The organism is Niastella populi (assembly GCF_002078015.1).
In the GTDB taxonomy this organism is placed as follows: domain Bacteria; phylum Bacteroidota; class Bacteroidia; order Chitinophagales; family Chitinophagaceae; genus Niastella; species Niastella populi.
The window spans coordinates 1-7,624 of record NZ_LWBP01000019.1; the positions used below are offsets into that span (position 1 = coordinate 1).

6 protein-coding genes are annotated in these 7,624 nt (G+C 38.0%); 1 reads left to right on the forward strand and 5 read right to left on the reverse strand.

The genetic code is table 11. The annotated features are described in order from the left end of the window. From A4R26_RS04820 to A4R26_RS04840, 5 genes are all read right to left on the reverse strand, one after another. Nucleotides 1-355, reverse strand: a 355-nt coding sequence (locus tag A4R26_RS04820; RefSeq protein WP_133054542.1) for a hypothetical protein, incomplete at its 3' end; no start/stop codon positions are given. Between the two features lie 172 nt (nucleotides 356-527). Further along, the gene (locus tag A4R26_RS04825; RefSeq protein WP_341350284.1) at nucleotides 528-1,415 is read right to left on the reverse strand and encodes a recombinase family protein; all 888 of its coding nucleotides are present in this window, start codon (nucleotides 1,413-1,415) and stop codon (nucleotides 528-530) included. 506 nt (nucleotides 1,416-1,921) lie between these two features. Further along, nucleotides 1,922-2,365 (reverse strand): response regulator, encoded by a 444-nt coding sequence (locus A4R26_RS04830; RefSeq protein WP_081161453.1) that lies wholly within the window; start codon nucleotides 2,363-2,365, stop codon nucleotides 1,922-1,924. A 107-nt stretch (nucleotides 2,366-2,472) separates the two neighbouring features. Next, nucleotides 2,473-4,005, reverse strand: a complete 1,533-nt coding sequence (locus A4R26_RS04835) for a PAS domain-containing sensor histidine kinase (protein WP_081161456.1) — start codon at nucleotides 4,003-4,005, stop codon at nucleotides 2,473-2,475. 1,528 nt (nucleotides 4,006-5,533) lie between these two features. Beyond that, complete coding sequence (locus A4R26_RS04840) at nucleotides 5,534-6,547, reverse strand: spore photoproduct lyase family protein (RefSeq protein WP_207625678.1); 1,014 nt, start codon at nucleotides 6,545-6,547, stop codon at nucleotides 5,534-5,536. 354 nt (nucleotides 6,548-6,901) lie between these two features. Here A4R26_RS04840 and A4R26_RS04845 point away from each other — a divergent pair. Further along, on the forward strand, nucleotides 6,902-7,624 hold a 723-nt coding region (locus A4R26_RS04845), incomplete at its 3' end, for a YfiR family protein (RefSeq protein ID WP_133054543.1).

Below are 7,624 nucleotides of genomic sequence, written 5' to 3' on the forward strand. Positions count from 1 at the left end.
CGCGATTATAGGTCACTCCTTCGGGAAAGACAAACTTTTGCAGTTTCTCTTTTATTGGTATTGGGCTGGAAGTCCAACTGGTAGTGAGTTGTGTAGAAAGTGTTATACCTTCCCGGAAGTAAGTTTTGAGGTTAGAACTTTCTGCGTCAAGGGTTGATAGAATTTTCAGTATATCGGCTTTTTCCTTCGCCAGTTTTGTTCTTAGCCTGATATACACATCTTGCGGCATCTTCTTGTACAAATAAAAATCGTCTTCCAACTCTTCATAGCTTTTTTCTATATCTGCCAATTTGGCTTTGTATAGTTTTTGTTGCTCCAAGGCCACTTCGTAGTGCTTATCAAAAGCTGTATCCATATGGTATAGTAAAGGGGCAACTAATTGGGGCTGCAAGGTATAATCCTTTAAAAGGATACAAACTCCTGGTTAACCTCGGTAGTTCTTGGTTACAATTGCATCCCTTTGAGCGGCATTTGTAATAGTGGAACTCATGTACCTTACTGTTTGTTTTGTTCTTTTTCTTTACTACTTAGCCCGTATAGCCGTTACCACACTTATCACATTTCATGAAAAGTTTTAATGGATACTGGTCATTTTCTTTTTTATGGGTAACTCCATATTTACCCTTTGCAGCTGCTCTTACATTATGTATCTGTAAAAACATTTCGGGTGATATTAGTTTTTCATGGGAGCCTTCTACTAATTTTCCGTTGAGTATTTTATCCGCTATGATGCCACAATAAAACGGGTTGGAAAACATCATGCTTAATTTTTGCTTATAGATGTTAATACCCATTGCCTTTAATCGAAGAAGGATTTCATCGTTTTTTATTCCTTCCGCTTTCCAGCGAAACGCCTTACGTAATTTCTTGCCTGTTTCATCGACAACAATCTTTCGCTCTTTTCCTTCTTTAATCGCGGTGTATCCCATTGGCGGTTTCTTACACCATATCCCCTGCTCCAAATGTTCCTTAATCCCAGCCATTGCCCGCTGCCGTCTCAGTTCATTGTCATACTGACTGAACAGAAATTGTAGGTTTTGCTGGAATACGCCACCCAGATTGCTGGTGTCAATGGGCTGGGTAACTGCAACAATGGTTACTCCGTATTTTTCGCGTAATTCTTTAGAAAGCCGCATGGCACCGTCTCCCGACCGGCTAAACCGGTCGAGAAGATACACGAGTACGTGGGTTACCTTGTCTTTGTTCTTTTTAACATAGTCCAGCATGCGCTGAAACTCTTTGCGGCCATCTGTTTTGGCGCTTTCATACGTACCTCCAAAATACGCGGCTGTTTTAATATCGCTTCTTAATGCAAATTCGTCAATGGCCTTTTTTTGCCAATCCAGGCTAAGATTGGCTAATTCAATTAAAAAGATAAGCCTCCGTAAAAGGAGGCTGCCTTCAAAAACCCTTATTTAATGTCCTATCCTATGTGAAATCAAAATTATATCTTTTATTTATATATTCAAATGATAAGTTAATATTTTTCAATCTTTTGCCAAGAAGTTAATTTGATGACCACGCTGTTTGCAATTTTTGTACATGTTTCTTCGTAAAATTTCTCATACTTTAATGAGTGTTGTGATTTTCCATCACTGTTCTTACCAATAAAAATCCTAAAGTCCGAATTGGAGGTATCTTAGTTCTTTCTTCCTTGAAACATCCTGCATCCCCCCGATATGTCCCATGTATTGGCTTGCATCGTCAAATCTGGGTTTACAATACAAATGGTATATTAAGTAACTACTTCTTGCGTTCTTATACCCTGAACTTGACATCGAACGCCGCTTTTTGTTGCGTGGTCCGATTCAGCTTTTCCTCAATTACTGTCCTATCCCCCGCAGGAACAAAATTACCCGACACAGACCTAATTCCAGATTTTGTCTGGTCAGCTCAGCCCACAGCAAATCATGCCTTATACCTACCCGGTTATTAAAAACCTTTCTTTTTGATCTTCCATAAGTCCTTCTACTTCCATGGTAAAAATATAATTTAGGATTGACCTGAATTTTTTAAAAGAATCAGGCTTTCTAATAAAAAGGTTAGCTCCTTCATTAAATGCTTCTTCCACGGTTTGGGAATGAGAGGAAGTAGATATCATAATTACCGGAACATTTTTAAGGTGTGGGGTTTTGCGAATTTCCTTTAAACATTCCATTCCATCACGCAGAGGCATGTTCATATCCAGAAAAATTACTTCTGGTACCTCATTGCTGTTATTTGCAAGTATTTGTAAAAGTTTCTCCACATTTTGAACGGTAATAATATTGGCAATAATATGCAGATCCAAAATAACGTCCTGAAAAAGAAGGCAGTCATCTTCGTCGTCATCGGCGAGAATAATATTTCGAACTTGTATGGTCATAGTTATTGCTCAAATGTATAATATGTCTGCCAAATAATGAAATCGTTCATAGCCCTCTTATTTCTAAAAGTGATTGTAGAATATCAAACTACTGCGCGTTTGGAAGCTTACATTCGTGTCTTTTTTGGAATATTTATCTCAAGGCTGCATCCAATACCGGGCGAACTAATAATGTTTAATGAACCATTATATGCTTCGACCCTGTTCTTTATATTCGCCAGGCCGATACCTTTTTTTGACTGGTTTACATCAAACCCTTTGCCATTATCTTTAATTGACAAGTGAAGTGACGTACGGTTTTTTCTTATTGAAATGATTACTTCGGTGGCTTCAGCATATTTGATTATGTTGTTTGTTTGCTCCTGAATAATCCTGTAAATCATTAATTTTAGCTCACTGTTTATTTTTTCTTCCAATGCTGAATCGCATTCAACCCTAACGGAAACCGGCCTCCTAAGCTTCATATTGTTAACGATTTCTTCCACCTGGTTTATTAACCCCATATCTTTGACTGCAGACGTATTCAGCGATTTTGAAAGTTTGCGGATTTCTTCAATGGCTAACTGCAGGTATCGCCTGCTTTTATCAAGACACGCTTTTGAATTTTCATCATTGTTCTGCTGCGCATAGTCGAGCATAATGCCTGCACTGGCCAGAATTTGGTTGACGTTATCATGCAGCTCTTTCCCTAGTTCATTGCAAACATTGTCCTGGGCTGCAATTATTGCCCGGGATATTACTTTTTGATGCCGGATTTTATTCCTAAGCAACCTGGCTTCCAGTTTCTTTTTTTCGGTTATATCATGAACAATCCCTATTGCCCTTACCGGTTTTTCGTCCCGGTAAATAATATAACCTTTATCCATAAAGGATCGGTATTTATTATCCGCACAACGGAATCGGTATTCTGCATCGCAATATGAATGCCCCTGAGCAACAAAAGTATGTAACTTGTCCATCGCCATTTGCCGGTCTTCCGGATGTATCTTTCCTTCCCACCAGCCAAGCGATCCATGTATGTCTCTTCCTGAATATCCTGTCAATGCCATTAACGCTTCGCTGCGGTATACCTTCCCTGTTTCAATATCCCAGTCCCAGATGCAATCAGAAACAGCTTTTGCAACATAGGCAAAACGTTCATTGCTTTTTCTTAGTTCTTCGCGTGTATTTATTTCTTCTGTAATATCAATGGCCTGTCCGGCTATTATCCGTTTAGGAGTAGTAATTGGCAAAAGATACTTTTGTAACATAAAGTAACCTGGCGAACCATCCAGACGAGTTGAGGAAATTACAAACGAAATAGCTCTATTTGTTTCGAGAACTGCCTTGTCACTGGCAAGAAACTGATCAGCATGGCGCCTGGGGAACAGCTCATTAATATGCTTGTAATGATAGGTTTCGTCTATGCGCCATATTTGTTTTGCCAGTTTGTTCATATATATGGCATAACCATCTTCGTCATATATCCACGCCGGTGCGAGACTATTGTCGAGATATTCACAAAATAAATTTTCACTTACTTTCCTAACGCTTTCGGCGTTATTTAACTGCAATATATAACCCTGGAAATTAGGGTCAGGCATCGTAACTTCCAACCAGGGCATGGAATAAAGGGGATGGGTACAAGGGGCAACTTTCATAAAGTGACGAATAAAAGTTTGTATTACATTATTCTAATTAAAAATTATATATTATTTTTTATACATTTGTTTGTTTTCGATGATTGGCTGTTAATTGTCGATTTAAGTAAACTTTTGGCCCTTACAATAACAGATTTGTATCCGGTTAATGTGTTAGTGGTTACATTCGTTTGATAAAGTTATATTCGGATTTCTTTAAAAGGAACTACTTAAGCTGTTATTTTGAATGAACAGGTAAAAGGTTGTATTGACAATAAAAAAAGCACTTATTCCGATTGCCAATACAAGAATACGTATTCCTATTTAGCTTCACAAGCCTGTTTAATTGGAGTATAGTTTGAAATGAATTTGAAGATTGATGGCCTTTGCAGAAACGAATAACTTTTATAATTAGTCACAAACGAGGTTTGTATTTATGATGGTAAGTAGCTCTTTGGCTATAACATCGTAGCCCGAGATAAAATGAGGGTTCTTCAAATACCCTAAACAGCCGGCCTTTTTACAAAATTTTTCATCTTCAATTATTAAAAGAAACAGGGCTGAAATCAGGATTTGAAGTATCATACTACCTATATTACCGCCAGCAAATAGTTGCTTACCGTATTGATGAGCAATAATAGTCCCAGCATCGAAAAAATGAAGCGGATCAATGGAATTTCCTTAAACATCTTCTTCAGTATCTTACTTTTCAGCAAAGATGTGGTAGTATTACGCTTTTGCTGTATCGTATCGATACGGATTTATAGGAAAAAAGTATTTACTCTTAAAGTTTTATACGGAAATATGTAAGGACGTCTGTAGAATGTACATTCATGGAGTGCTATCATTGCGGCGGGTACAGCAATTCTGCATTGTAGTGACTGTTTCTATAATAGGAGTTTGAAATATAATTCACGAATCAGGTTTTGCACATCATAATGCTTATTACATACCTTATAGTTCCTTTAAAATAAATGTATCATAAAAAGGCTTTCCGGTTAAATAATAAAGCCCGCACTAAAAAATGCAGGCCTAAATCCGATACCGTATGAATTGTACTATGCAAACCAACTACTTTTTATATTGGGTTTAGGAGTTATGCATTAGAAGAAATGCCAACCTAAGTATTTTTTGTATCATTTCGTTTATGTAATTATTTATTTCATAACCGGATGAAACCGGTAGGTCGCAGCACTGAACTCCGCCGATTCTGCACTTATGGGTGCCCGCCACGTTCTTTTTTGAATAACCAGGCAACCGGGAGTTAGTAAACGCGCCAATTCTTTGTTTGAATACCAGCGCATATACATTTTAATATTCATCAGAAATCGTGAAGTTTAATATTGAGGAAAGTATGTAAACGAACCGCTTCAATTTGGAAACAGGTTATCTAAAGGCTATATGGTTAACAAAATAGTTATGCCGGATCACAGTCACAGTTCCAAAGAGGTGGTGGCGGTCATGTTTTTTTGTTTTCAAGTTTTAATTCAAAATGCATAACGAATTTTACAATAGGGTAATTTTTCGTGAACCATACTTTCCAGTTGTTTTACCAGCGAACCTTTAATACCTCTTTTATAACGCACATTGCGTCCGCCTGTTTGCTGTATTTCACTTCCTGTAAATCTGGTTGCCACAAAAACTCTTCACCTTTAGGATGCCATCCCATATTTACATTGTGCAATTGTTCATTATGGGTAAGAAATATAATTTCACAAACTAATTGTTGCCTGGTACGATCGTCTATAATATCATTTAGTTCGTTAAATAACTCACTCCAGTCTTTTTCCCATCCTTCATAATAAATAACCGGGGAAAAATTGAGATTTACTTCGTAACCGGCTGCAGTAAAATCATTAATGGCTTCAATGCGTGTTTTAATGGGGGTAGTACGAACATCAACCAATTTGCTCAGAACATGAGGCATTAAACTAAATCGGATCCGTGTTTTACCCTGGGGATCGTAGTCCAACATGTTGCGGTTGACAAATTTGGTGGCAAAAGTAAGTTTGCCATTGGGAATTCTTTTAAACAGGTTCACCAGGTCTTTGACATTGTCGCATATAGCAGCATCTGCTGAGCAATCCCCATTTTCGCCGATTTCATATACCCAATACACCGGATCGATGTGATCGGGTTCTGTTTTTAAACCATGTCGTTTGGCATGCCGTTCGAGATAGCCCATGATTTGATCTATATTCACAAATAAGGTAATCGGGTTTGCATACCCTTTTCGGCGTGGTACATAACAATATGAACACGACATTGTGCAGCCATTTGATTCACTGGGTGATACAAAATTTGAACTGCGGGTATTCGGACGACAGGTTAAAGATTTTTTAACGCCAAGGATCAGCACATTCCTTTTTATTTTTAGCCAATGTTCTACAGAACCCTGAAATCCATGTAATTCAGGAATTTTCCAGTGGGACGGCACTTCAATTAGGCGGGCGTTTGGGAACCGCTGTAATATTTCCCGTCCTCTCCCGTATTCTTTTACTGCTGGTTCCAGATAAATCTCCCTAATATCAAGTAAATCGTTTATGTCCCTGCTATTGAACATGGCACAATATTTTTAAAAAATGATTCCCATTTCACAGTATAACCTACATAATATATGCCAGCCTGGTTGTTTCGGTTCAAACTTAACGGAACCGGCCTGTTTAGCTTCATATTTATAACAATTTTCCACCTGGTTTATTAACCCATATCTTTAACAGCAGACGTATGTAACGATTTTGAAAGTTTGCGGATCTCTCCAATGGCTAGTTGCAGGTATTGCCTGCTTTTATCCAAGAGATGCTTTTACATTTTGATCAAAGTTATTCTGGTCATAATTAAGCATAATGGTTGCACTAGCCAGTATCTGGTTGACGTTATCATGCAGCTCTTTCCAGGTTTACTGCAAACATAATTTTTGGTTGCAATTATACCTCAGCAATTTGACGCAAAAGTGTATCCGGTAATAGCCAGTTATCGACTATGTGTTTCTCCTACTTACTATATGGTGATAAACACTTACTGTTTAGTATTATTCGTATTTCTTACACTTCACGCTTTACCGCTTCGTTTTCTTTGCAAATTATTTGAGACAGGATTTACAAATCGAACCAGACCAATGAAAACCGAAAAACCAGCAGAGGGTTCATCTTCAACAGGCACCTTGTATAAGCAGCGTATTGGGCGTCAGTATAAAAGAGTGGTGGTGATGATGTTATTCTCCATTTCTCCATTTCTTAATGGAAAGGCCCAAAATACAATGAACTATTCGGTTCATGCCAATATCATTTATCATTTTACAAAATATGTCGACTGGCCTGAAAAGAGCAAAACCGACGACTTTATAATAGGGGTGGTTGGAGAAACCATGCTTTTTGATGAATTGAAAAGAATAACAGGCAATAAAAAAGCATGGAACCAGCGGATTGTTGTGCGGCGTTTTTCTCCTTCTCAAACAGCTTATGACTGTCACATTTTATTTGTAAGTGAAGAAGAAAGCAGCAGCCTGAAAAAAATTACTGCACGTACGGAAAATGATGCGGTATTACTGGTTTGTGAAGAAAAAGGGGCCGCTGCAAAAGGGGCGTGCATCAGCTTCAACGTAGTATCGGATCGCCTGAAACTTGAAATAAACAAAAAT